The organism is Catenuloplanes atrovinosus, from assembly GCF_031458235.1.
In the GTDB taxonomy this organism is placed as follows: domain Bacteria; phylum Actinomycetota; class Actinomycetes; order Mycobacteriales; family Micromonosporaceae; genus Catenuloplanes; species Catenuloplanes atrovinosus.
On record NZ_JAVDYB010000001.1, the window covers coordinates 948,189 to 971,786 of the forward strand.

At 73.6% G+C, this 23,598-nt stretch carries 24 protein-coding genes; 17 read left to right on the forward strand and 7 right to left on the reverse strand.

Annotated features, from left to right (window positions below; genetic code table 11):
- Positions 1–34: 34 nt before the first annotated feature.
- Both J2S41_RS04220 and J2S41_RS04225 read left to right on the forward strand, forming a co-directional pair.
- Positions 35–1,210 (forward strand): MFS transporter, encoded by a 1,176-nt coding sequence (locus J2S41_RS04220; RefSeq protein WP_310363294.1) that lies wholly within the window; start codon positions 35–37, stop codon positions 1,208–1,210.
- 158 nt (positions 1,211–1,368) lie between these two features.
- On the forward strand, positions 1,369–1,566 hold the full coding sequence (locus J2S41_RS04225) for a hypothetical protein (protein WP_310363297.1): 198 nt from the start codon (positions 1,369–1,371) through the stop codon (positions 1,564–1,566).
- Between the two features lie 115 nt (positions 1,567–1,681).
- Here the strand turns inward: J2S41_RS04225 and J2S41_RS04230 are convergent, their stop codons facing one another.
- From J2S41_RS04230 to J2S41_RS04240, 3 genes are all read right to left on the reverse strand, one after another.
- Complete coding sequence (locus J2S41_RS04230) at positions 1,682–4,201, reverse strand: M14 family zinc carboxypeptidase (RefSeq protein ID WP_310363300.1); 2,520 nt, start codon at positions 4,199–4,201, stop codon at positions 1,682–1,684.
- A gap of 82 nt (positions 4,202–4,283) precedes the next feature.
- Complete coding sequence (locus J2S41_RS04235) at positions 4,284–4,727, reverse strand: MarR family winged helix-turn-helix transcriptional regulator (RefSeq protein WP_310363302.1); 444 nt, start codon at positions 4,725–4,727, stop codon at positions 4,284–4,286.
- A gap of 444 nt (positions 4,728–5,171) precedes the next feature.
- Positions 5,172–5,846, reverse strand: a complete 675-nt coding sequence (locus J2S41_RS04240; protein WP_374728108.1) for a pentapeptide repeat-containing protein — start codon at positions 5,844–5,846, stop codon at positions 5,172–5,174.
- An 82-nt stretch (positions 5,847–5,928) separates the two neighbouring features.
- Between J2S41_RS04240 and J2S41_RS04245 the strand changes: the two genes are divergently transcribed.
- The 3 genes from J2S41_RS04245 to J2S41_RS04255 all read left to right on the forward strand — a co-directional run bounded on the left by J2S41_RS04245 (position 5,929) and on the right by J2S41_RS04255 (position 7,785).
- Positions 5,929–6,087, forward strand: a complete 159-nt coding sequence (locus tag J2S41_RS04245) for a hypothetical protein (protein WP_310363304.1) — start codon at positions 5,929–5,931, stop codon at positions 6,085–6,087.
- Between the two features lie 88 nt (positions 6,088–6,175).
- On the forward strand, positions 6,176–6,802 hold the full coding sequence (locus tag J2S41_RS04250; protein ID WP_310363305.1) for a winged helix DNA-binding protein: 627 nt from the start codon (positions 6,176–6,178) through the stop codon (positions 6,800–6,802).
- A gap of 29 nt (positions 6,803–6,831) precedes the next feature.
- On the forward strand, positions 6,832–7,785 hold the full coding sequence (locus J2S41_RS04255; protein ID WP_310363308.1) for an LLM class F420-dependent oxidoreductase: 954 nt from the start codon (positions 6,832–6,834) through the stop codon (positions 7,783–7,785).
- On the opposite strand, the gene J2S41_RS04260 is transcribed toward J2S41_RS04255, so the two are convergent.
- Both J2S41_RS04260 and J2S41_RS04265 read right to left on the reverse strand, forming a co-directional pair.
- On the reverse strand, positions 7,782–8,063 hold the full coding sequence (locus J2S41_RS04260; protein ID WP_310363310.1) for a GNAT family N-acetyltransferase: 282 nt from the start codon (positions 8,061–8,063) through the stop codon (positions 7,782–7,784). The genes J2S41_RS04255 and J2S41_RS04260 overlap by 4 nt on opposite strands.
- A gap of 41 nt (positions 8,064–8,104) precedes the next feature.
- The gene (locus J2S41_RS04265; protein ID WP_310363315.1) at positions 8,105–9,310 is read right to left on the reverse strand and encodes a cysteine desulfurase-like protein; all 1,206 of its coding nucleotides are present in this window, start codon (positions 9,308–9,310) and stop codon (positions 8,105–8,107) included.
- 59 nt (positions 9,311–9,369) lie between these two features.
- Here J2S41_RS04265 and J2S41_RS04270 point away from each other — a divergent pair, with 59 nt between their 5' ends.
- The 6 genes from J2S41_RS04270 (at position 9,370) to J2S41_RS04295 (ending at position 13,063) form a co-directional block, all read left to right on the forward strand.
- Positions 9,370–9,705, forward strand: a complete 336-nt coding sequence (locus tag J2S41_RS04270) for a hypothetical protein (RefSeq protein ID WP_310363318.1) — start codon at positions 9,370–9,372, stop codon at positions 9,703–9,705.
- 42 nt (positions 9,706–9,747) lie between these two features.
- Complete coding sequence (locus tag J2S41_RS04275) at positions 9,748–10,569, forward strand: DUF1206 domain-containing protein (protein ID WP_310363321.1); 822 nt, start codon at positions 9,748–9,750, stop codon at positions 10,567–10,569.
- Positions 10,570–10,706: 137 nt separating this feature from the next.
- A complete protein-coding gene (locus J2S41_RS04280) occupies positions 10,707–11,900 on the forward strand; it encodes a mechanosensitive ion channel family protein (RefSeq protein ID WP_310363323.1) in 1,194 nt (397 codons plus the stop codon).
- Between the two features lie 39 nt (positions 11,901–11,939).
- Positions 11,940–12,395 (forward strand): phage holin family protein, encoded by a 456-nt coding sequence (locus tag J2S41_RS04285; protein ID WP_310363325.1) that lies wholly within the window; start codon positions 11,940–11,942, stop codon positions 12,393–12,395.
- Positions 12,392–12,775, forward strand: coding sequence for a DUF3618 domain-containing protein (locus J2S41_RS04290; protein ID WP_310363327.1), 384 nt, complete (start codon positions 12,392–12,394; stop codon positions 12,773–12,775). The genes J2S41_RS04285 and J2S41_RS04290 overlap by 4 nt, the downstream gene beginning before the upstream one ends.
- A 15-nt stretch (positions 12,776–12,790) precedes the next feature.
- Positions 12,791–13,063 carry a DUF4235 domain-containing protein gene (locus J2S41_RS04295; protein WP_310363330.1) on the forward strand — a complete coding sequence of 91 codons (273 nt, stop codon included), beginning with the start codon at positions 12,791–12,793 and terminating at the stop codon, positions 13,061–13,063.
- Positions 13,064–13,363: 300 nt separating this feature from the next.
- On the opposite strand, the gene J2S41_RS04300 is transcribed toward J2S41_RS04295, so the two are convergent.
- Both J2S41_RS04300 and J2S41_RS04305 read right to left on the reverse strand, forming a co-directional pair.
- On the reverse strand, positions 13,364–13,675 hold the full coding sequence (locus tag J2S41_RS04300; RefSeq protein ID WP_310363332.1) for a hypothetical protein: 312 nt from the start codon (positions 13,673–13,675) through the stop codon (positions 13,364–13,366).
- Positions 13,669–14,655 (reverse strand): aldo/keto reductase, encoded by a 987-nt coding sequence (locus tag J2S41_RS04305; protein WP_310363334.1) that lies wholly within the window; start codon positions 14,653–14,655, stop codon positions 13,669–13,671. Before J2S41_RS04305 ends, J2S41_RS04300 begins: the two co-directional genes overlap by 7 nt.
- A gap of 80 nt (positions 14,656–14,735) precedes the next feature.
- Between J2S41_RS04305 and J2S41_RS04310 the strand changes: the two genes are divergently transcribed.
- The 6 genes from J2S41_RS04310 (at position 14,736) to J2S41_RS04335 (ending at position 23,596) form a co-directional block, all read left to right on the forward strand.
- Positions 14,736–15,527, forward strand: coding sequence for a trans-aconitate 2-methyltransferase (locus J2S41_RS04310; RefSeq protein WP_310363337.1), 792 nt, complete (start codon positions 14,736–14,738; stop codon positions 15,525–15,527).
- Positions 15,524–16,531 carry an adenosine deaminase gene (locus J2S41_RS04315; RefSeq protein WP_310363341.1) on the forward strand — a complete coding sequence of 336 codons (1,008 nt, stop codon included), beginning with the start codon at positions 15,524–15,526 and terminating at the stop codon, positions 16,529–16,531. The genes J2S41_RS04310 and J2S41_RS04315 overlap by 4 nt, the downstream gene beginning before the upstream one ends.
- A gap of 99 nt (positions 16,532–16,630) precedes the next feature.
- Positions 16,631–17,635, forward strand: coding sequence for a zinc metalloprotease (locus J2S41_RS04320; protein WP_310363344.1), 1,005 nt, complete (start codon positions 16,631–16,633; stop codon positions 17,633–17,635).
- Positions 17,632–18,813: a trypsin-like serine peptidase gene (locus tag J2S41_RS04325; protein WP_310363347.1), complete on the forward strand. Its 1,182-nt coding sequence runs from the start codon at positions 17,632–17,634 to the stop codon at positions 18,811–18,813. The genes J2S41_RS04320 and J2S41_RS04325 overlap by 4 nt, the downstream gene beginning before the upstream one ends.
- Positions 18,810–20,591: a trypsin-like serine peptidase gene (locus J2S41_RS04330; RefSeq protein ID WP_310363349.1), complete on the forward strand. Its 1,782-nt coding sequence runs from the start codon at positions 18,810–18,812 to the stop codon at positions 20,589–20,591. The genes J2S41_RS04325 and J2S41_RS04330 overlap by 4 nt, the downstream gene beginning before the upstream one ends.
- A complete protein-coding gene (locus tag J2S41_RS04335) occupies positions 20,588–23,596 on the forward strand; it encodes a hypothetical protein (protein WP_310363351.1) in 3,009 nt (1,002 codons plus the stop codon). The genes J2S41_RS04330 and J2S41_RS04335 overlap by 4 nt, the downstream gene beginning before the upstream one ends.
- The last annotated feature ends 2 nt before the right edge of the window (positions 23,597–23,598 follow it).

Here is a 23,598-nt window from a genome sequence, read left to right on the forward strand (position 1 = left end):
GGCGCACCTCCCGGCGAGGACCCATACTCCACGTGTGGATCGATATACGGAGCCGGCCGGCGACTTCACGCGTGACGCGCCGACCGTGCTGTCGTACGCGATGCTCGGCTGCTTCAGCTTCTGGCTCTACGCGTTCGGGCCCGCGGTGACGCTGCTCCGCGACGAGCTGCGGTTCTCGTACTCGGTGCTCGGTCTCTACGAGGTGTTCTGGTCCGGCGGCGCGGCGCTGGCCGGGGCCGGGTTCGCGTGGGCGGCCCGCCGCCTGGAGCGCGGCGTGCTGCTGTGGGGCTCGGCCGTGGCCACGGCGCTCGGCGCGGGCCTGTTCACGATCGGCGGTGGTGTCCCGGCCACGCTCCTCGGTGCCGGCGCGTTCGGCGCCGCCGGCACCATGCTGCTGACCGTGATCCAGGCGATCCTCTCCGACCGGCACGGCGGCATGCGCGACCGGGCGCTCACCGAGGCCAACGTGGGCGCCGGCGCGTCCGCGGTGTTCGCTCCCATGGTGCTCGGCGTGCTGGCGGGCACCGCGCTCGGCTGGCGCGTCACGTTCGCGCTGCCCGCCGTCGTCCTGGTCCTGCTCTACCTGCGCTACCGCGGCCGGCCGCTGCCCGCGCGCCCGCACCGGGCCGCCGCGAGCACGGCCGGGCGGCTGCCGGCGGCCTGCTGGCTGTTCGCGGTGGTGACCGCGGTCAGTTCGGCGATCGAGTTCTGCCTGGTCTACTTCGGGCCGCAGACGCTGATCGGCCACGGCTGGACCGCTGCCGCCGCCGGCACGGCGATGAGCAGCAACCTCGCCGGCATCCTGGCCGGCCGGGTGGCCGGCGCCCGGCTGACCCGCCGGCCCGGCCGTACCGTGGCGCTGCTATACGCCTCCCTGGCGCTCACGCTGGCCGCCGTCGTCCTGTTCTGGCTGACCGCGCGGCCGGCCGTCGCCGTGGTCGCGCTGTTCCTGACCGGCGTGGGCATCGCGAACCTGTATCCGCTGGCACTGTCGCTCACCCTGGACGCGGCCGGCGGGCAGGAGGACCGGGCGAACGCCCGTTCGCAGCTGATCCTCGGCGTGTCCGCGGCCGCGTTCCCGTTCCTGCTCGGCGGCCTGGCCGACCGGTACGGGCTGACCGCCGGTTTCGCGCTGGAACCGGCCCTCGTCGTGGCCTGTCTGGTGCTGCTGTGGATCGGGCTGCGCGTGCGCCGCCGCGCGGCCGGGTGACGCCTCGTCCGGTGCCCCGGCCGGAACGGGACTGCCGTTCAGCGGCATTCCCGCGGAAAACGACGGCGAACCGCGACTCGACGGCCGACGCGCCGGCGTCGACGGTCGTCGTTGGATGGAGCGGGACGTGACACTCGGCCGGCCGCGGAGGGCGGGACATGCATCCGGCGCACTATCTGGCGGAACTACAGCGGATCGTCCGGTCGAACCCGGACGACCACGTCGACTCGCACGGCTTCCGCTGGACCCGGCGCGGCGCGGAGCTGGTCTGCGAGTCCTGGTCGATCAGCGCGAGCATGTGCGAGGTCGGCGACCGGCTCAGCTTCCGGATCACCCAGCTGCCCGACGACCGGTGACCCCTATCCGCCGGGGAGAGCGGTCAGGGATCTCGACCGGCGCGCCGCGCCGCGGCCCGGGCCGCCCCGATGACGCCGGGCCGGCGGCGGCGGGATCCGCCGCCGGCCCGCACACTCACACGCCGGCGGGCACGCCGGCCGTCACCGACCAGAACAGGGCGCGCGCCACCTGCGGGTACAGGCCCTTGGGGTGGGCCCGGAACAGCGGCTCCGTGCCGAACAGGACCGCCGCGGTGCCGGACGCGGAGACGCCGGAGACCACGGCGGCCTGGCCGGCGGCGGCGCCGGGCCCGCCGGTGCCGTCCTCGGCCGGACGCCAGTGGCCTGCCACCAGTGGCGTGGCCGCGTAGCGCTGCTCCGCGACCACCCCGGCGCCCAGACCGGTGAACCACAGCGGGGAGTAGACGAACGAGTGCGGCGGCGCGGACGCGCCCACCGGGCCCCGGCCGTTGACCACGGAGACCACGCCGTTCGCGTCCGAGCGGCCGGCGACCGCGGTGACCGGGAGCAGCGCGGCCTCCGCGTTGAACCGGGCGCCGGTGGTACCCCGGGTGATCACCGCGCCGACCGACGCCACCTCGGCGCGGGCCGCCGGGGTGAGCGACGCGTAGGACAGGCCGGCCGAGACGTACAGCGCGGACACGCCGTCCAGGGACTCGCCCGCGTTCAGCGCGGCGGTGGAGATCGTCCGGACCTCGAAGCCGAGGTCCCGGAGGACCAGCAGCTCGTCCGCGGCAGCGGCGGCCGCGATCACCGGGCGGGTGAGCGGGACACCGGCGGCGCCGCGAGGCGCGGTGGTGAACCGTACCCCGTAGGTCGTGGCGACCGAGACGGCCTCGCGGCGGGACGCGGACGGGACCACGACGGTGCCGTCCGGCAGCCGCCGGGCCGGGACGCCGGCGGCGAGCAGTGCGTTGAGCGCGCGGACGTCGGCCGCGTCGGCGAGCGTCAGCAGCAGGTCGCCGCGGCCGGCCGGGACCGCGCCGGTGGGGGCGGCGGTGGACACCGGGCGCAGGCCGGACGGCAGCGCGCCACGCTCGACGACCGAGACCGGCGCGCCCCAGAGCAGCCGGTGCGACCAGCCGGAGATGTCGTACATCTGCGGGACCGCCGCGGAGATGTCCCGGCCGGCCTCCAGCATCGCGTTGGCCAGGCCGCGCTTGGGCTGGTGCATGTCGACCACGTAGGTGCCGGCCGGGTAGGCGCGCCCGGTCAGCGTGAACGGCCGGGACGCGCGGGTGACCCGGATGTCGTGCGCGATCAGGTGGTCGACCAGGCGGGCGGCGGCGGGCCCCCCGGCCGGGATCACGTACGCGCGCGGGAACGTGGTCTGGTAGCGGTCCTCCGGGCCGTAGCCGGGCACGAACCCGTCCGGCACGTCGCGCAGCGGCTCACCGGCCCAGCCCCGGCGGAACTGCTCGATCTGGCCGGCGATCAGCGAGGCGCGGTTCGCGTCCGTGTACGTCAGCGTGCCCCGGATCGTCGCCTCCACCACGGACGTGTTGATCGCGGCACGGCGCCGCAGCTCGGCCACGGGCAGCGCGTCGTAGTCGGCGTTGTTCACCCGCAGCGGGATCTCCACGGTGTGGCCGATCGCGCCGTGGTACATCGCGTACATCGGGGTGAAGACCGGCGGCCAGTCGTCCCAGTCACCGGGTGCGAAGTCGCGGAACGGGATGTCCACCGGCAGGCCGAGGGCGTTGACGTTCTTCTCCATGCCGAGCGCGTTGCCGTACGCCGGCGGCAGGTACAGGTCGTACTCGTAGTTCTGCCCGTGCGGTGGCGTGCACGGCTCGATCAGCGTGGTGCCGGTGTAGCCGTGCTCGTCCAGCATCACCAGCGGCTGCGCGTCGATCGCGACCGCGCGCACGGCCCGCGACTCCGGCTGCGAGGACGTGACGTGGTCGCGGTTGACGTCGAAGCCGGCGCCGTTGGCCCGGGTGCCGGCGATCCGCCCGTCCGGGTTGTTGGTGACCGTGAAGTAGACGCGGGTGCGGCGCAGCAGCGCGGCCGTGGCGGCGTCGGTCGCGGTGGCGAGCTGCTCGATCAGGCGCAGCGAGCCGTCCGTCCCCTCCCACTCGTTGCCGTGGATGTTCGCGTTGATCCAGATCGGGGCCTTGTAGTCGCGCGCCAGCGACCGGTCACGCGCGGCTCGGACCGGGTCGTCCTCGATCAGCCGGCGCCACTCGGCCTGGCGGCGCGTCTCCGCGGCGCTCTCCGGCGCGGTCACGGTCACCAGGTACAGCTCACGGCCGAGCGCGGACCGGCCGATCACCTCGGCGGAGACCCGGTCACTGGCGGCCTGCAACGCGTTCAGCTTCGGCGCGATCGCGTGGTAGGGCACCAGGCCCAGCTTGATCGACTTGTCCGCCGGGTTCTCCGGGTAGACGTGCAGCGCGGTCCGGCGCGGGTAGCCGCCACCCCGCCGGTCCGCCGACCAGGACGAATCCGGCGCCGCCGCCGTCGCGGCGAGCGTCAGGGCCGCGTCGGCCGCCGCGATCTGGTTGCGCTCCGGCCCGTTGCCGAAGTCGCGGACCGGCCGGTCCGGCGGCGCACCCAGCGCCGCCGACGGAAGGAGAGAGACACCGAGACCCGCTATCAGGAGCCCGGTGAGGATCTTGCCCGGTGAGCGCACGAAGCACCTCCACGATGGATGTGCTCAAGATCCTGCTTGGACAGGCCTGATCGAATCAATGGCCGTCGCTGTCAAATGCGTGTTACGGATGGAGCTGGTGCAGCGCGCGGACCAGCGGCGCCAACTCCGGCATCCGGCCGGCCTCGTCCAGCGCGCTCGCCAGCACCTCGTCGTGCGTGGGCCGCGCCTTCGCCAGCAGCTCGCGCCCCTCCTCGGTCAGCTCCGAGTAGATGCCGCGCCGGTCGTCCTGACACAGGTACCGCGCGAGCAGCCCGCGATCCTCCAGCCGGTTGACCAGCCGGGTCGCCGCGCTCGACGACAGCGCCGCCGCCCGGGCCAGCTGCGACATCCGCATGTGGAAGCCGTCCTGCCGGGACAGCGCGTCCAGCACCGTGAACTCGACCACGGACAACCCGTGCCCCGACGCGAGCGCCCGTTCCAGCGTCGCGTCGATCAGCCCGTGCAGCGCGGCGAGCGTCCGCCACCCCTGCGCCCGGACCTGCACCGCGTCATCCGCGATTCCCATGGCCAACAGCCTAACAGGCGCGAGCCCATACCCCGCGCGTGCAAATATCCCTAGATCATCTTCCCGCTTCCGGCGTGGCCGCTTCCCAGTGCTCCCGCGGGCACCGTTCGGCCGTGGCCGGCCTCTCTGCCGGTCCCGCCGTGGTCCGGCACCCCGATCACGCGCGCACGGCCGCGCAGGGCGGTCCCCCTCCGGGCGGTGATGATCGTGGGCGGGTGCGGCCTTCGCCGGAGACCCGGCTGGTCCGGCGCCCCGGTCACGCACCCCCGGGGCGTGATGGGCGCTCGGTGGTGATCGCGGGCGTGCGCGCGGCAAGGCGCCGGCTCGCGTGGTCTGCTGCCCCTGCCGGCGGGGTCCGCCGGCCACGGCTCGACGCTTCGCGGCGACGGCGTGCGGAGGCTCGGGTGACGGCTTTTTGGGCCGGTGGCGGCTGTGCGGTGCGCGTCAGTCCGGGTCGATGGTGATGCCCATGGCGGTGGCGAGGACGTAGGAGAGGGCGAGCAGGTCGCTTTCGTGGACTACGGCGCCGCGGAGGCGGTCGGGGCCGCCGATGCCGGCGAGGGTGCAGCCGCGGAAGCGGGTGCCGGTGAGGTCGGCCTGGTGGAACTGGGCGCCGGTGAGGTCGCACCGGGTGAAGCGGGCGCCGCGCAGGTCGGCGCCGGTGAAGTCGGCGCCGGTGAGGTTGCAGCCGGTCAGGTGGACGGCCTCGAAGCGGGTGAAGCGCCAGGCGGACAGGTCCAGGCGGCACTCCTCGAAGCGGACGTCGCGCAGCGTGCCGTCGCCGATGGTGAGGCCGGTCATCCGGGACTCGCGCAGCTCGACGCGGGTCAGTGCGCCGCCGTCGGTGGTCAGGTTCGCCCAGTTGGAATTCTGCACCAGGCAGTCGGTGAGGGTGAGCCGGTCGAGGCGGGCGCCGGAGAGGTCGGCCGCGCGGAACCGGCACTGGGTGAACGTCACCGACTCCGCCTCGCGCCCGGACAGGTCGACGTCGTAGTAGGCGAGCCGGGCGTACGCGTCCTCCGGTTCGGGCTCGCCGGTGGCCAGGTCGACGCTGGGCGGCGGCTTGGGAGACCGCGGCGCGGCGGAGACCGGGGCGGGGCGGCGGCGGGGCGGTGGCACCGGGACACCCTACGGAGTGCGCGCACCGCCGGTCCGACGCGCCCGCTCGCCGTACCCCCGAAAGGGTCCTATGGTTTCAGTCGTGGAGGCATTTCAGGCACCCGTCCGAGTGATGTCCGTGCTCGCGGCCGAGGAACGACCCTGGTCGGAGATCCCGGTGGTGCGCGGGCTGGGCGTGATCGTCGGCATATTGTTCCTGGTCATCGCCATTAGAGCGATGTTCGGCGGCGGTAAACGATAGCCGTTCGGCCGTCATGCTCTGCAATTTGCAAACCGGGTACTGTGACGAGCTGCACAGAGACGGAGAGTAGCCGACCCGGGGCGGAATTGTGGATCTCGAACTGTCGCAGCACCATCTCGCCGCCGGGCTGGCCCGCGTGGCGGTCGCGGTCCGCGCGGCCGACGACGGCGCGCCGGCGGCCGAACGCACGCTCGCCCAGCAGCAGGTCCTGCTCGTGCTGGGGCGGCGGCCCGGCAGCTACCCGCTGAGCGAGCTCTCCAAGGACCTCGGCATGACCACGAAGTCACTGCTCGCGGCCGTGGAGACGCTGGTGGCGGAGGGGCTGGTCACGATGGGCCCGACGCCGTCGTTCTCGCCGGGCGACGTGCGGCTGTCGCTGACCGAGCGGGGCCGGGCCGAGCCGGTCGAGCCGATGAACTGGGCCGCGGACCTGCTGCACGGCCTGCACGACCTGGACGCGCTGCGCCGCCAGCACCTGCTCGACGTGGTCACCACGAAGATCCGGACGATGCAGCAGGCGGATCAGATCCCGGTCACGAAGATGTGCGTGACCTGCCGATTCTTCGAGTCGTACGCGTACCCGGGGAGTGGTCAGCCGCACCACTGCTGGCTGGTCGGCAGCCCGTTCGGCCACCTGGACATCCGGCTGCGCTGCCCGGAGGCGAAGCCGGGCGAGGCCATGCACGTGATGCTGGCCCCGCGCGACGACGATTGACCAGCCCTTTCGCGGGTACGACAGTCGGCATGAAGGTGGGTTACTTCCTGTCCAGCGAGGAGTTCACGCCGGCCGAACTGCTGGAGCAGGCGCGCGGCGCCGAGCAGGCCGGCTTCGAGGCACTCTGGATCTCCGACCACTACCATCCGTGGGTCGACGCACAGGGCCAGAGCCCGTTCGTCTGGTCGATGATCGGCGCGCTCAGCCAGGTCACCACGCTGCCGGTCACCACGGCCGTGACCTGCCCGACCGTGCGCATCCACCCGGCCGTGCTGGCCCAGGCGGCGGCCACGTCCGCGGTGCTGATGAACGGCCGCTTCGTGCTCGGCGTCGGCTCCGGGGAGGCGCTCAACGAGCACATCCTCGGCGACGCGTGGCCCAGCGCGGACGTGCGGCTGGAGATGCTCGAGGAGGCCGTGCACGTGATGCGCGAGCTGTGGAAGGGCGGCTTCGTCGAGCACCGCGGCAAGCACTACACGGTGGAGAACGCGCGGATCTACACCATGCCGGAGACGCCGCCACCGATCTACGTCTCCGGGTTCGGGCCGAAGGCGGTGGACCTGGCCGCGCGGATCGGCGACGGCTACGTCAGCACCATGCCGGACGGCGAACTGGTGGGCCGGTTCCGGGACAACGGCGGCGGCGACAAGCCCGCGCAGGGCGGCTTCAAGGCCTGCTTCGCGCCGACCGAGGACGAGGCGGTGCGGATCGCGTACGAGCGATGGCCGAACGCGGGCGTGCCCGGCGAACTGTCCCAGGTGCTGCCGTCGCCGCGGCACTTCGAGCAGGCGTCGCAGCTGGTGCCGCCGGAGAAGATGCGCGAGGCGCACGTCTGCGGCAGCGACCCGGACGCGCACCTGCAGCAGATCGAGCAGTACGCCAAGGCCGGCTTCGACGAGGTGTACGTCTCCAACATCGGCCCCCACCAGCAGGGCTTCTTCGACCTCTACCGGTCGAAGGTGTTCCCGTCGCTGCGCGGCTAGGCCGCGAGGAGGTCCTGGTACGCCGGGTGGCGCTCGATGTAGGCCTTGATGAACGGGCACCGCGGGACGACCGTGGCGCCGCGCTCCCGGGCCGCGTCGAGCGCGCCGGCCGCCAGCTTCGACCCGAGGCCCTGGCCCTCGTGCCCGGGGTCGACCTCGGTGTGCGTGAAGACCAGCGCGTCCTCGCGCACGGTGTAGGCCGCGATGCCGGCGACCGTGCCGTCGAGCAGGATCTCGAACCGCCCGTCGGCCGCGTTGTCCCGCACCTCGACACCCATGGTGGCCTCCCCGCCCTCGATCGACTCCGGCAAGGGTAGCGCTAGGCCAGCTCGGACAGCGCGGTGAGCAGCGCGTCGACCTCGGCCTCGGTGTTGTAGTGGTAGAGCGACGCGCGGACCGCGCCGCCGCTGTCCCGCAGGCCCAGCGCCTCGAAGTACTCGTAGGCGTAGTAGTCGCCGGCCGAGACGCAGATCCCGCGCTCGCCGAGCAGCGCCGCGGTCCGGGCCGGCGGCTGGTCCGCGAGCCGGAACGACACGGTCGGGCAGCGGCGCGCGGGCGCGGGCAGCAGCGACACGCCGGACAGCGACGCCAGCCCGTCGTGCAGGCGGGCGAGGAGCGCGGACTCGTACCGCTGGATCTCGGCGAACGACTCGCGGAGCCGGCCCCGGCGGTCCAGCCCGGGCGTGGCCGGGGCCAGGTCGGCGAGGTGCTCGACCGCGGCGATCACGCCGGCCAACTGCTCGAAGCTCGCGGTGCCCAGCTCGAACCGGTCCGGCACCGACTCCGGCGACGGCGCCAGCTTCATCGGGCGCAGCCGCTCCCAGAGCGCCGGGTCGGCCGCGACCGCGGCGAGGTGCGGGCCGGACCACTTGTACGCGCTGGTCACGTAGAAGTCCGCGCCCAGCGCGGCCACGTCCGTGGCGACGTGCGGCGTGCGGTGTACGCCGTCCACATAGGTCAGCGCGCCGGCCGCGCGGGCGATCGCGGCGACCGCGGCCACGTCCGGCGCGGCGCCGTTCGCGTTGCCGGCCGCGGTCAGCGCCACCAGCCGGGTCCGCGCGCCGACCAGCCGCTCGTACTGCGCGACCGGCAGATCACCGGTGGCCCGGTCGAACTCGGCCCAGCGGACCGTCACGCCGGCCCGCGCGGCGAGCTGCACCCACGGTCGCACGTTCGCGTCGTGGTCGAGCCGGGAGACGACGATCTCGTCGCCGGGCCGCCAGGTGCCGGCGAGCGCGCGGGCCACCCGGTAGGTCAGCGCGGTGGCGCTGGGCCCGAGCACGACGCCGCGCGGCACGGCGCCGAGCAGGTCGGCCAGCGCGTGCCGGGCCGCCGCCACGATCTCCCCGGACCGGCGGCCCGGCTCGAACGCGGTGCTGCGGTTGGAGACGGCCGCGCGCATCGTGTCCGCCACCGCGTCCGCGACCGGCGCGGCGACCTGGCTGCCGCCCGCGTTGTCGAAGTGCAGGTAGCCCTCGGCGAGTGCGGGATAGCGGGAACGGATCGCGTCGACGTCGAACGGCATGCGGCGCACGATAACCGGCGTTGATCATGTCGGTGGTGCCGCCCCCGTACCCTGGAAGCGTGACGAACCGACGCATCATCCGCGCCGTGCCCGCCGCCCTTCTCGGAGCCGTGCTCGCACTGTCGCTCGCCGCGTGCAGCGGCGAGGGCTACGACACCGCCTGCGGTCTCGACCAGTGCACCGTGACGTTCGACCGCGGCGCCTCGGCGACCGCCAGTGTCCTGGGCGTCGAGGCCAAGCTGGTGGAGGTGCAGGGCCAGGTCGCCACGTTCGAGGTCGCGGGCGAGCAGATCCAGCTCACGGTCGGCCAGGCCGCCACCGAGGTCGGCGGCTTCCTGGTGCAGCTGGAGTCGCTGACCGACACGCAGGCAGCGATCCAGATCTCAGTCGCCTGAGCACGGGGTTTACGAATCTCCCCATTCGGTGACTGACACTTCATGTCGCTCACCCATGACGCTCGAGGCACGGCGTCCCGTGCCGCCAACAGCAAGTCGCTGGAGCTGCTCGCCCGGGCCGGATTCATCGGGTACGGCGTGCTGCACCTCCTGCTCGCGTGGCTGGCCCTCCAGGTCGCGTTCGGCAATGCCAGCCAGGAGGGCTCGCAGTCGGGCGCGCTGGAGGAGCTGGCGTCCCAGCCGTTCGGTGCGTTCCTGGTCGGCGCGATCGGCGTCGGCCTGGTCGCGATGGCCGTCTGGCAGGCGCTCGAGGCCGCGGTCGGCCACCAGGCCGAGAACGGCAGGGAGCGGGTGGTCGAGCGGCTCATCTCCGTCGGCCGCGCGCTCGCCTACCTGTACTTCGCCTTCACCGCCTACAAGGTGCTCTCCGGCGCGAAGTCGTCCAGCGGTGACAGCTCTCAGCAGCTCACCGAGAAGCTGATGGACTCGGCCGGCGGGCGCGGGCTGGTCGGCCTGGCCGGGCTGGCGGTGCTCGGCATCGGCGCCGGCCTGATCTACCACGGCGCGAAGAAGAACTTCGAGGAGCACCTGAAGACCGGCGAGATGAGCCCGAAGCTGCGGACCGTGTCCCGGCGCCTGGGCATGGCCGGTTACATCTCCAAGGGCATCGCGTACGGCATCGCCGGTCTCCTGGTGATCGTCGCGGCTGTGACGTACGACGCGGAGAAGGCGCGCGGGCTGGACGCCGCGCTGCGCACGCTGGTCGAGCAGAGCTACGGGCCGTTCCTGCTCGCCCTGGTCGCGCTCGGGATCGGCTGCTACGGCGTGTTCTGCTTCGTGCAGGCGCGCTACCGGAAGGTCTGATCAACATTGCGTTAAAACCGGGCCGGGTCGCGTCGCGCGACCCGGCCCGGGCGCGTGTTGTGCCTAGCATGGGTGCGAAGTTTCCTCAGTAACGATCTGTGCATGAAAAACCCCGACACGGAGGGAGAGACGTTTCCGTGGAGGACATCCTGATCACGGTCGGTGTGACGGCCGCGGCGGCAGCGCTGGCGCTGATCTTCGTCGCGGTCACCCACGTGATCATCAAGAAGCTGGCCGCGCACTCGCGGCTGGCGTCCGAGCTGGCCGAGCACACGCACCGGCCGGTGCAGTTCGCGATCACACTGATGGCGATCCAGCTCGCGGTGCGGTTCACCACGGCGGACTCGGCCGGCGCGGAGTGGCGGCGGCACCTGCTGCACGCGCTGGTGCTTCTGGTGATGGCCGCGACCGCGTGGCTGATCGGCGCGTTCCTGGTCGCGTTCGAGGACCTCACGCTGTCCCGCTGGCGCACCGACGTGCCGGACAACCGGCGCGCCCGCCAGTTGCACACCCAGGTGGTGATGCTGCGCCGGGTGACCATCGCGGTGATCGTGGTGGTGACGGCCGGGGTGATGCTGATGACGTTCCCGGACGTGCGCGCGATCGGCGGCGGCCTGCTCGCCTCCGCCGGCCTGCTCTCCGTCGTCGCGGCGCTGGCCGCGCAGACGCTGCTCTCCAACTTCTTCGCCGGTCTGCAACTGGCGTTCAGCGACGCGGTGCGTCTCGACGACGTGGTGGTCATCGAGGGGGAGTGGGGCAAGATCGAGGAGCTGACGCTGTCGTACGTGGTGGTCCAGATCTGGGACGACCGCCGGCTGATCCTGCCCACGTCGTACTTCACCAGCAAGCCGTTCCAGAACTGGACACGCACGCAGTCCGCCGTGCTCGGCACCGCGGAGTTCGACGTCGACTGGTCCGTGCCGGTGCAGGACATGCGCGAGGAACTGCGCACGCTGCTGGAGGGCACGCAGCTCTGGGACGGCCGCGTCTGCGTGCTCCAGGTGACCGACGCGGTCGGCGGCGTGGTCCGGCTCCGCGCGCTGGTCAGCGCGCAGGACGCGCCCACGCTCTGGGACCTGCGCTGCCTGGTCCGCGAGCACCTGGTCGCCTGGGTGCGCGACCGGCAGCCGTCCGCGATGCCGCGCTGGCGCGCCGAGGTGGGCGACTCGCGCGGCGACCTGAGCTGGCAGTGGGGCGAGAAGCGCCGCCCGCCGCGGGAGCGGCCGGCCGCGGAACCGCCCGACGACGCGCGCCTCTTCGGCGGCAGCGACGACGGCGAGGAGCGCAGTCACGCGTTCGTCGGGCCGGAGGAGCCCGTACACACCCACTAGACCTGCATAAACCGCGCGGATGCGGGGAAGTAATACGGCATGGCGGATGTCCTGAACCGAAGTTCCGCTCAGGCGGGTAACGGCCGGGTGGTGACCCGGGTCGGCGAACCCTCCACGTCCGAGCTGGTGCAGCGGGCCAGCGAACAGATCACACGACTCATCAAGGACGAGTTCGCGCTGGCCAAGGCCGAACTCACGGAGAAGGGCAAGCACGCCGGAGTGGGCGTGGGGCTCTTCGGTGGCGGTGGCGCGCTCGCGCTCTACGGGCTCGGCGCCGGCATCGCGACCATCATCCTGGCGCTCGCGCTGGTCATGCCGGCCTGGCTGGCCTCGCTGATCGTCACGGTCGTCCTCTTCATCGGCGCGGGCATCCTGGCGCTGCTCGGCCGCAAGCAGGTCAAGCAGGCCGTACCCCCGATGCCGCAGGCCGCCACGGACGGCGTGAAGGCCGACGTGGAAGCGGTCACCGAGGCCGTGAAGCGAGGACGGTCATGACCATGGAGGATGTGCGCAAGAACGACGGGTCGTCGCAGGACCTCGACGCGCTGCGCGCCGAGATAGAGCGCACCCGGGCCGAGCTCGGCGACACGGTGCAGGCGCTGGCCGCGAAGGCGGACGTGAAGGCGCGCGCCAAGGAGCAGGTCGAGCAGGCCAAGGCGAACCTGGCGCTGCGCGTCCAGGACGCCAAGGAGACCGTGTCGCAGCGCGCGCACGAGGCGGCCGACGTCGTGTCGGTCCGTGCGCACGAGGTGTCGGTTCGTGCACATGACGCCGGTGAGGCGGTGCGCCGCAACCCGGTGCCCGCCGCGGCGATCGCGGCCGCCACGGCCGCGGCGCTCGTGCTGGCGCTGTGGCTGATCCGGCGTCGTCGCTGAGAGGGGAGGATCACGATGGGCAAGAAGATCAACTCATTGGCGTACAAGCCGGTCGGCATCCTCGCCGGCGTGGCCGCGGGTGCGATCGCGGGCGCGCTGTTCAAAGAGGTGTGGAAGCTGGCCGGCAACGACGACGACGCACCCAACGCGACCGACGAGGACCGCGGCTGGGGCGAGATCCTGGTCGCGGCCGCGATCCAGGGCGCGATCTTCGCGGTGGTCAAGGCCGCCGTCGACCGCGGTGGCGCCGTCGGCGTCCGTCGCGTCACGGGCCACTGGCCCGACTGAAACCCACCACACGATACGGACGGCAGCGCGGGCCCCGAAGCCCGCGCTGCTCCGCGGCGGGTGCGCCCATCGGGCCGCACCCGCCGCGCCGCGTTTCCCGCGGTTCCCGGCCCGCGGGTCGATGCCATGACGCCCCACGGCTCCAGGCGGGCGGTCGCCGCGCTGTCCGGCGCCGATCTGGTGAACCTTCTCCCGGTCGCGGAGCTGTCACCGCGCCGTGGGACTGTGCGTCGCCGGGACGGACGCGCCGCGTGGTGTGAGGCGTGCGGCGCGTCCGTATCGCTGGATGGAGTGGGGTTTCTAGCGCCACCTCGGCAGTGGCGCGTCCTCGCGGATGGCGGGGAGGCCGACGGCGGTGGGCTGTTCCGTGATCGGGAGGAGAGCGGGGTCGGTGGGGGCGGGGGTCGGCGGGCGCAGGCGGGAGCGGACGCGGACGCCGACGACCATGGCGATCAGGCCGCTGACCAGCAGGATTGTGCCGGCGATCGCCCAGGGCGGGCCCTTGGTGACGGAGCTGCCGGGGATCATCTCGAGGCCCTCGAAGATCCATAGGGCGCCGAGCACGAAGCCGAGCAGGCCCAGCGTCAGCGTGCCCCACACCTTGGTCACCATCGCGAGTGCACCTGGGGGCGGATCAGTTCGTCGTAGACCTCGGTCACGGCCGCGTGCGTCTGCGCGGGCAGCGGCGGCAGTGCGGCGGCGGCCGCGTTCCCCTCCGCCTGGGCGGCGTTGCGCGCGCCCGGGATGACCACGGTCACGGCGGGCTGGTCGATGATCCACCGGAGCGCGAACTGCGCGGTGGTGGCGCCGTCCGGGACCAGCGGCGCGAGCCGGCGGACGGCCTCCAGGCCGGTCTCGAAGTCGACGCCGGAGAACGTCTCGCCCACGTCGAAGGACTCGCCGTGCCGGTTGAAGTTCCGGTGGTCGTTCTCCGGGAACGAGGTGGTCGCGTCGTACTTGCCGGAGAGCAGGCCGCTGGCGAGCGGGACGCGCGCGATGATGCCGACGCCGGCCTCGGACGCGGCCGGGAGCACCGCCTCCAGCGGCTTGAGCCGGAACGCGTTCAGGATGATCTGGACGCTGGCCGTGCCGGGGCGGGAGATCGCCTCCAGCGCCTCCGCGCAGGTCTCCACGCTCACGCCGTACGCCGCGATGCGCTTCTCCTCGACCAGCGTGTCGAGCGCGTCGTAGACGGCCTGCGCCGAGAAGACCGGCGTGGGCGGGCAGTGCAACTGGACCAGGTCGAGCGTGTCCACGCCGAGGTTGGCGCGGGAGCGGTCGGTCCAGGCCCGGAAGTTGTCGAGCGTGTAGTTGCCCGGCTCCTGCGGCACCCGGCGGCCCATCTTGGTCGCGACGGTCAGCCCGTGCCCGGGGTGCTCGCGCAGGTAGCGGCCGATCAGCTGCTCGCTGCGCCCGTCGCCGTAGACGTCCGCGGTGTCCAGGAACGTGACGCCCGCCGCGACGGCGGCGTCGACCGTGGCGAGCGCGTCGTCCTCGTCGACCTCGCCCCAGTCCGCGCCGAGCTGCCAGGTGCCGAGGCCGATGACGCCGACCGACCGTCCGCCGAGCTTGGGGAAGCTTCTTCTCTCCACGGCGCGAGCCTATCCCCCGGGACGGCCGCTGTCGTTTAGAGTCTTGCAAGACGAACGTACGGTTTGTGGTGGAGGTGCGTATGTGGGATCCGGACGTCTACCAGCGGTACGGCGACGAGCGCTCGCGGCCGTTCTTCGACCTGGTCGGCCGGGTGCCGGTGGACGCACCCCGGCGGGTGGTGGACCTCGGCTGCGGGCCCGGCGACCTGACCGCCACGCTGGCGCGGCGCTGGCCGTCCGCGCGGGTCGAGGGCGTCGACTCGTCCGCCGAGATGATCGCGAAGGCGTCCGCGCTGGGCGCGCCGGTGGCGTTCGCGGTCGGCGACGTACGGTCGTGGCAGCCCGCGCCGGACGTGGACGTGCTGGTCAGCAACGCGGTGCTGCAGTGGGTGCCCGGCCACGAGGAACTGCTGCCGCGCTGGGCGGCCTCGGTGGCACCGGGCGGCGTGATCGCGCTCCAGGTGCCGGGCAACTTCGGCGCGCCGTCGCACCGGGCGCTCCAGGAACTGGCCGCGTCGCCGCGCTGGGCCGACGCGCTGAACGGCGTCGGGCTGATCCGCCGGGTGCCGGACTTCGCCGCGTACGGACGGATCTTCGCGCGGCTGGGGTGCGCGGTCGACGCGTGGGCCACCACCTACCTCCACCCGCTGCCCGCCGCGGACGGGGCGGAGCACCCGGTGCTGCGGTGGATGGACGGGACCGCGCTGCGGCCGGTCAAGGCGGCCCTGCCGGAAGCGGATTGGCCGGTGTTCCGCACGGCGCTGGGTGAGCGCCTCGCGGAGGCGTACCCGGTGGAGAATGGTCTCGTCTTCTTCCCCTTCCACCGCAACTTCGTGGTGGCCCGCACTCCCGAGAAGGACGCACGCGCGTGAGCGACCTGACCGATTTCATCGCCGGACTGCCCAAGGCCGAGCTGCACGTGCACCACGTCGGCTCCGCCTCCCCGCGGATCGTGGCCGAGCTGGCCGCGCGGCACGAGGGCAGCACGCCGGTGCCGGCCGACCCGGAGGCGCTCGCGAGGTACTTCGAGTTCCGCGACTTCGCGCACTTCATCGAGGTGTACCTGAGCGTGGTCGACCTGATCCGGGACCCGGAGGACGTGCGAATCCTGACCTACGAGATCGCGCGCGAGCTGGCCCGGCAACAGGTGCGGTACGCGGAGGTGACGATCACGCCGTTCTCCACGGTCAACCGCGGCATGCCGGCCGAGGCGTTCTGCGAGGCGATCGAGGACGCCCGGCTGCACGCGGAGAAGGAGCTGAACATCGCGCTCCGCTGGTGCTTCGACATCCCGGGCGAGGCCGGGCCGACCGCGGGCGAGGACACGCTGCGGATCGCGCTGGACCAGCGGCCGGACGGGTTGATCAGCTTCGGGCTGGGCGGGCCGGAGGTGCCGCGGCCACAGTGGAAGCCGTACTTCGACGCGGCGCGCGCGGCCGGGCTGCGCTCGGTGCCGCACGCGGGCGAGACCACCGGGCCGGAGACGGTGTGGGACGCGATCCGGCACCTCGGCGCGGAACGGATCGGGCACGGCATCGGCGCGGCGCGCGACCCGGAGCTGATGGCGTACCTGGCCGAGCACGGGATCGCGCTGGAGGTGTGCCCGACGTCGAACGTGCGGACCCGCGCGGTGCCGTCGCTGGCCGAGCACCCGCTGCCCACGCTGGTCGCGGCCGGCGTGCCGGTGACGATCAACTCGGACGACCCGCCGATGTTCGGCACCACGCTGAACGACGAGTACCGGGTGGCGGCGCAACTGCTGGGCCTGGACCGGGCCGGCGTGGCGGAGCTGGCCAAGGCCGCGGTCACCCACTCGTTCATGCCGGAGGGCGACAAGATCACCCTGATCGGGGAGATCGACACGTACGCGTCCTAGCACTATCGGGCATCCGTCGTTGACACCGGCCCGACGTGGGCGAATGCTCCGAAGCGAGGACTTGAGCGTCCATCGTGGGGGGTGCGGATCATGGCGCGAATGCTGGATTCACTGCCGGAGCCGATCGAGGCGGCCGTTGAGGTCCGTGACGCCTGGCGTCGCCGGGTCGCGGCGGAGACGGCCGGACTCGAGTTCCTGGTCCAGGACCTGTCCCGGTGGGCGCCCGGCGCCGTGCTCCGGGTCGCCTTCCTGGACGGCGACACCGAGGCGCACGCCAAGGTGGAGGAGGCCACCCGTCAGATCACCGACGTCTGCGGCATCACGCTGGACTTCGGGCGCGACCCGGCCACCGGGGCGTACCGGCGGTGGACCACGAAGGACACGGAGTACGCGGCGGAGATCCGGGTCAGCTTCGACCAGGGCGGCTACTGGTCGCTGGTCGGCACGGACAGCACGGACGCCACGCTCGCGGACGCGAGCTCGCCGATCGGCGGCGCGCCGCACCAGCGCAGCCTGAACCTGTCCGGCTTCGACGGCATCCTGCCGGACGACTGGGCCGGGACGGTGCGGCACGAGTTCCTGCACGCGCTCGCGTTCAAGCACACGCATCAGAACATGCGCGGCCCGTGCGCGGACGAGTTCCGGTGGGAGGACGACGAGGGCTACGTGCCGACCAAGGACCCGCGCGGCGTGTTCGTCGCGGACGAGGCGGGCCGGCGGCCGGGCGTGTACACGTACCTGGCCGGCCCGCCGAACCGGTGGACCCGGGCGAAGGTCGACTTCAACCTGCGCACCCGGGAGTCGGACGAGACGCTCGCCGGCCCGTTCGACGCCAAGTCGGTGATGCTGTACCAGTTCGAGCCGTTCTTCTACAAGACCGCGCCGTCGCCGTGCGCGCCGGCCGGCAACGGGATCGACCTGTCCGAGGGCGACGTCCGCGGGCTGCAGGTGCTCTATCCGCGCGCGGCCGAGCCGGACCTGATCAAGCAGGCGTCCACCGCGCTGGCCACGCTGAGCGGCGGCCTGGAGTCGGCCACCGCCAACCCGTACCGGCAGCGGCTGGTGGACGTGCTGTCCGGGCTGGTGGAGGGGCGGGTGCCATGACCGGCGACCCGGCGCGGTACCTGGATCTGATCTCCACCGGCGGCGGGCGCCAGTCACTGGCCGAGTCGGCCGCGACCTCCGCGGGCAACGCGGCACCGGGGGCCAGGACCGAGCTGGTCGAGCGCCTGGAGGCCGAGCTGGCCTACATCGAGACGAAGACCGGCGTCGCGCCCGACCCGGTGCTGCGCGACGCCCTGCTCGCCCGGGCGGACACCGCGCTGGACAAGCTGCTCGGCGACGGCACCGCCGCCGCGCTCACCGCGGAGGACGTCTCCGGCCTGGAGGCGGTGGTGGTCACGGACGGCACCCGCCCGGTGCTGTTCGTCGAGGACGACTTCGTCGACCTGCTCGCGCCCAGCATCGGCGACTACGCGGCGCCGCTGTCCCGGCTCGCCGAGGAGGTGCGGGGCGTCTGCCGGTCGGTGGGCCGGGTCGACGACCCGGCCGCGGCGCCGCTCGGCTACCAGGGCACCGCCTGGGTCGTGGCGGAAGGGCTGGTCGCCACGAACTTCCACGTGCTGCAGGGGATCGCGCCGCGCGGCGTGCGCCGGGACGGGCAGTTCACCGGCCGGCTCAACCCGGGCGTCGCGGTCCACTTCGGGCACGAGGTCGGGCGGCCGTGGCCGGACCGCCGGTTCCCGATCCGGCGCGTGGTCTCGGTCGGCCGCGAGGGCGCGCCGGAGCACGTCCACCCGGTGCTCGGCGGCCTCAACTTCGACGGCCTCGACCTCGCGATCCTGGAGCTGGAGCCGGTCCCCGGCCGCGCGTTCCCGCCGCCGGTCCCGGTCGCGCGCGGCGACGACCCGGTGACCCGCGGCGGGCTGGCCACCGCCGGGCGCGGCGTCTACGCGGTCGGCTACCCGGGCAACGAGCACTCCACCACGCGCGAGCTGTTCACCCGGATCTTCGCGGGCGTGAAGAGCTACAAGCGGCTCGCGCCCGGCCGGATCACCGCGGCCGCCGGCGAGCTGCCCGACGACCCGCGCGGCTGGATCCTCACGCACGACGTCTCCACGCTCGGCGGCAACTCCGGGTCCGCGGTGGTGGACCTGGACGCGGACGGCCGGTCCGTGCTCGGGCTGCACTTCGCCGGCCAGCCGGAGCGGCGGAACTGGGCACACGCGATGGAGCGCATCACCGCCGAGCTGACGGCCGTGCTGCCCGCCGCGGCGCGATGACGGACGCGGCCGGGCTCGCGGACACGGTGACCGCCGGGCAGACCGACTGGATCGTGGTCGAGCGCGTGTGGGAGCGGGTCAGCCGGGCGTACGGCGTGCGCCAGCCGCCACAGACCACGCCGGACCTGCGGGACCTGCTGGCCGACGCGTTCACGGTCTCGGCCAAGCACGGCTTCCTGGACGTGTTCGCGTTCGAGCTGATCAAGGAGGGGCTGGCCGGTCCGTCGCTGGTCACCCGGCTGCGCGCGATCGACGAGAACGCCGGCCGGTTCCAGCTCCAGGCGTTCCAGAACGGGAAACGGCACGCGGTCAACCCGATGATGTACGCGGAGGGCCTGCTGCGCGCCTGCGACTACGTCTGCCGGATAGACGTGGACGGCACCCAGGCCGGCACCGGCGTGCTGGTCCGGCCCACCGTGGTGGCCACCATGGCGCACGTGGTGTGGCCGCTGCTGGTGTCCACGGAGGACACGCTCGCCGCCGCGCCGGACAGCCTGCGCCGCCTGGAGATCACGTTCCGGGACTACGTGGACCGGGCCGCGACCCGGCTGGCCGGCGAGACCGCCACGCTGCACCCGGAGTGGCTGCTCTACGGCAGCCCGCCGACCGAGAGCGAGCGCCTGGCCAAGGACGTGCGTGACATCGCCGGCATCGCCGCGCCCGCCGGGCCGTGGGACCTCGCGCTGATCCGGCTCGCCGCACCGCCGAAGGGCGCCACCCAGGCCGAACTGATGGGCACCCCGCCGGCCGGCCCGTTCGAGGTCAGCCTGCTGCACCACCCGCACGGGCCGAACCCGCAGGGCGAGCCGCTGCTGCTCTCCGACGGCCACCTCGACGAGCAGCTCGGCGACCCACCGGTGCGCTACCTGCACGACGTGAACACGCTCGGCGGCTCCTCCGGCGCGCCCGTCTTCGACCAGCGGTGGCGGATCGTGGCTCTGCACCAGGGCGGCGTCACCGGCGTGCGCAACCGGGCCGTACCGGTCCGGGACTGGTCGCCGATCCTGGACCGGCCGCTCCCGGACGGCGTGCCCTACGTGCACGTGCTGCCGCGGCTGAACAACCACCCGGTGATCGGCCGCCGCCTCACCCAGCAGCGGATGTGGCGCGCGATCCGGCACGACGCGCCGCCGGTCGAGCGCCTCTTCGTCCTCCGCGGCGCGCCCGGCACCGGCAAGCGCTTCACCAAGCTGCTGGTCCGCGAGTTCGTGGAACGGCACAGCGACGGCGTGGTGGTCACGCTCGACCTGGCGAACGCGCTCGCCCAGGACGCGGACGGCTTCGCCCGCTGGATCACCGGCGCGCTCTCCGCGCCCGAGCCCGCGCTCGCCCACAGCGACGTGCTCACCACCGCGCCGCGCGAGGTCCGCGACGGCGTGCTGCCCGGACTCACCCAGCGCGTGTCCGAGGTGGGCGGTGACCGGCCGGTGTGGCTGGTGCTGGAAGGATTCGGCGGGGCTTCCCTGGACGTACCGGCGGGGGTGAAGGACGTGGTGGTGAACCTGATGGGCCGGCTGGCCGACAACCCGTCGCAGCGACTGGTGCTGGTCGGCTGGGACGAGCCGCCGCCGGAGGGCTTCGAGGCGGCGATCGAGGAGCTGTCGTTCCCGACCGCGTACGACGTGGCCGCGCACTTCACGCCGGAGGGCGCGCAGCCGCCGGACGCGCTGGTCGCGGCCGTGCCGTCGCTGCTCGCGCTGCAACAGGCGCAGGGCCTGCACGGCTATCCGGCCGCGCTCGCCGTGCTGCGCATGCTGGCCGCGGGCGTGGCGCGATGACGCAACCCTCGTCGGAGGCGGCCGCGCTCGCCGCGATCCGCGAGATGTGGGAGGGCCGCTCCGCGGCCGAGCGGTCCGCGTTCGCCTCGTCGCTGGCCGCGCCGCCGCCCGCGGCCGACACCGGCCACGAGGACCACACCGCGAGGGTACGGCGCAGGGCCGCGCTCTCCGGCGCGGCCGACCCGGGCGCGCTGGTGATCGGCCTGGACGCCGCGGACGGCGCGCGCGTGCTGGACCTGCTCGTGCCCGCGTTCGACCGCGCGCACACGGAGGACGGCTGGCGCTGGACCATGCGCAGCGGGCCGCGCCGCGAGACGCTGCACGGGCTCACGCCGGAGGCGCTGGTCGCGGCGCTCGCCGACGTCGGCGACATCCCCACCGACGAGGCCGGCCGCTACCTGCGCCTGCTGGCCGCGCGCGCGATCGGCGCCGCGCGGCCGTCCGTCTCGGCCGAGCTGGGCGCGGCGGCCGGCGTGGTCACCGGCGCCAGCGGCGACTACGCGGCCTCGGTGGCGGGCGCGCTGGCCGGCGCGCTGCCCGAGTCGGTCCCGGAGGAGCCGTCGCCGCGCGTGGTGCTCCAGGCGCTGGCCTGGGCCGAGCCGCTCGGCGGGTTCGCCGGCGACCTCGCGGAGGCCCGGCGGCGGGTCCGCGTGGAGGCGGTGGCGGACAGCTACGGCGCGCTGCTCGGCAACGGGTTCTTCGGGCGGGAGGAGGAACTGCTCCGGCTGCGCGAGTTCGCCTCCGCGCCGATCGCGGTCGCCGGGGACGTACCGGTGCCGCTGCTGCCGGTGGTCGGGCTGGGCGGCTCCGGGAAGTCGACCGCGCTGGCCGCGTTCGCCGAGCCGTACCTGCGGGAGATCCTGCGCCCCGGCTCGACCGGCCCGGTCGTGATCGTCATCGACTTCGACCGGGTGCAGTTCCGCATCGACGCGGAACTCGAACTGTCCTTCGAGGTCACCCGCCAGCTCGGCAACGCGCACCCGGTCGCGGCCGCGGACTTCTCCGCGCTGCGCTACCAGGTGCGCCAGGAGCGCGCGGGCACGGCCCCGGCCCGCTACACCGGCTCGCTCGCGGCCGGCGAGGGCGCGGGCGACGCGACCGCGTTCGAGCGGGACGCGTCACTGCTGGTGCGCATGCACGAGCTGGACTCGCGCGTGGTGCTGCTGATCCTGGACACGTTCGAGGAGTGGCAGCGCGACCGGCCCGACCCGTCCCGCCCACGCCTGCACGACAACGACCCGGAGGCGCGCATCCTCCGCTGGATCGCCCGCCTCCGCGACACCATGGACCTGCGCGGCCTGCGCGTCATCCTGTCCGGCCGCGCCGACGTCGCCATCGACCCGGCCGGCATCACCGGCCGGGTCACCGTCGCGGAGGCCGTCTGCCTCGCCGACCTGGCGCCGGGCGCGGCGGCCCAGCTGCTGGTCGCGCACGGCGTCGCGGACACCCAGGCGCCCGCGCTGGTCGAGCTGATCGGCGGCAACCCGCTCACGCTGCGGGTGGCCGCGCGGTTCTTCGCGCACCTGTCGCCGGCCGAGCGGGACGAGTTCATCGCGGGCAACGCCGCCTCGGTGCGCGGCCTCGACGGCGAGATGCGGCGCGAGGTGCTCTACGAGCGCTTCCTCGGGCACATCCCCGGCCCGCGCGTCCGCCGCCTGGCCCACCCCGGCCTGGTACTGCGGCGGGTGACGCCGGACCTGATCCGCCACGTGCTCGCCCCGCACTGCGGACTCGGCGACGTCACCGACGACGAGGCCGCCGAACTGCTGGAACGCCTCGCCGACGAGGTGTGGCTGGTCAAGCGCGACGGCGACGTGCTCCGGCACCTGCCGGACGTGCGCCGGGCGATGCTGCACCTGATGACCTCCGACCCCGTGCAGGCCGGCGCGCTGGCCGCGATCCACCGCGCGGCCGCCGCCTGGTACCGCGAGGGGCGCGACCTGACCGGCGAGGCCGCGGCCGTCGAGGTGCTCTACCACGAGCTGATGCTGGACGGCGACGAGATCATGGACGCCGGCGACGCGCGGCTGTCCACCCGGCTGGTCGCGCTCGGCGACTCGGTGGCCGACCTGCCCGCGACCAGGGCGGCCGAGGCGCGGGTGCTGCGCGGCGAGCTGCCGCCGCTCGCGGACGTGCTGCCGGTGCGGGACCGGATCTGGGCGCGCTGGGTGGACCGCAAGGGCCGCACGCTGCTCGACAACAACGCGCCCGGCGAGTCACTGGAGTTGCTCGACGCCCGGCCCGTTCCCGCGGAGCCGGTGTGGCTCGCTCAGGCGTTCAACGACCTCGGCCGCTGGGACGACTACCACGCGGCGGCCGCCGCATACGGTTCCGGACGCGCTGCCCCGCACCGCTACCACGTCGTGGCGGCGGTGGTGACCGCGACCGAGGCGTCGATGTTCTCGCAGCCGGACGTGGAGGGCTTGGGCGCCGATGACGAGGCCGACTACAACAGTCACGTCCTGACGCACTATTTCTATCGGCTCCTGCTCCAGCGCCCGGACGACATCGCGGACTGGCGTCGCAGGGATCCACGCCTCGTCCAATTCGCCGAAGGCGTCCCGGCTCACGACAGCACCTTCTCCGACCTCTTCCCGGTGGACGAGTTCCGGAGGACCCTCGTGTGGGTGGTGGCGGGCTGTCCGGCCGGCGCGTTCGTGGCCAACATCGCATGGCCCAACGGTGGCGAGATCGTCTCCCGTAGCGTGATCGAGCGTTCGCCAGGATGGTTGTGGAATCTCCGGGGCGACAACCCTGAACTGCGAGCCGCCGTGCGAACGGCGCTCGTGCGGACGGGAGACCCGGCCCCGCCGGACGCCGACTTCCTCGCCCGGATCGACCGGGACGGCGGCCTCGGCGCCTTCCTGGACACCAGCGTCGCGCGGTGGCCCGAGGCGGCGCTGCTGCGCACCGTCCGGGACGCCTTCCACCGCTGGGACCGGGCCAACAACGACGTGATCGCCGCCGTCATCCGGGACGTCGAGGCGGGCTGGCCCGGCACGTGAGC